The following is a 278-nucleotide window of genomic DNA, read 5'->3' on the forward strand; positions in this document are numbered from 1 at the left end:
GGTGCGACCACTTAATGGACCCACCGAGCTCACTTGTCACAAGGGTGCGGACGATTTGCAACCCCAAGCCCTCGTTGTACGGCCCGTCAGGAAGTCCCACGCCGTCGTCAGCGATGGTCACTGTCAGCAACTCGTCATTGCCCTCACCGTCGCTGCGGTCGGCCAGCAACCAGACTGTTCCCGTCCGCCCCTCCAACCCATGCTCGACGGCGTTGGTCACCAGTTCGTTGATCACGAGGGCAAGGGGTGTGGCGAAGTCGCTGGGCAACTCACCGAAT

Annotated in this window: 1 protein-coding gene; it reads right to left on the reverse strand. The window is 61.9% G+C overall.

Features of this window, described 5'->3' with window-relative positions; translation table 11 throughout:
* A partial coding sequence (locus SB724_RS19860) for an ATP-binding protein (protein ID WP_410572527.1) occupies window positions 1-278 on the reverse strand: 278 nt, incomplete at both ends.

Source organism: Bacillus sp. SIMBA_031, assembly GCF_046535225.1.
GTDB lineage: Bacteria > Bacillota > Bacilli > Bacillales > Bacillaceae > Bacillus > Bacillus velezensis.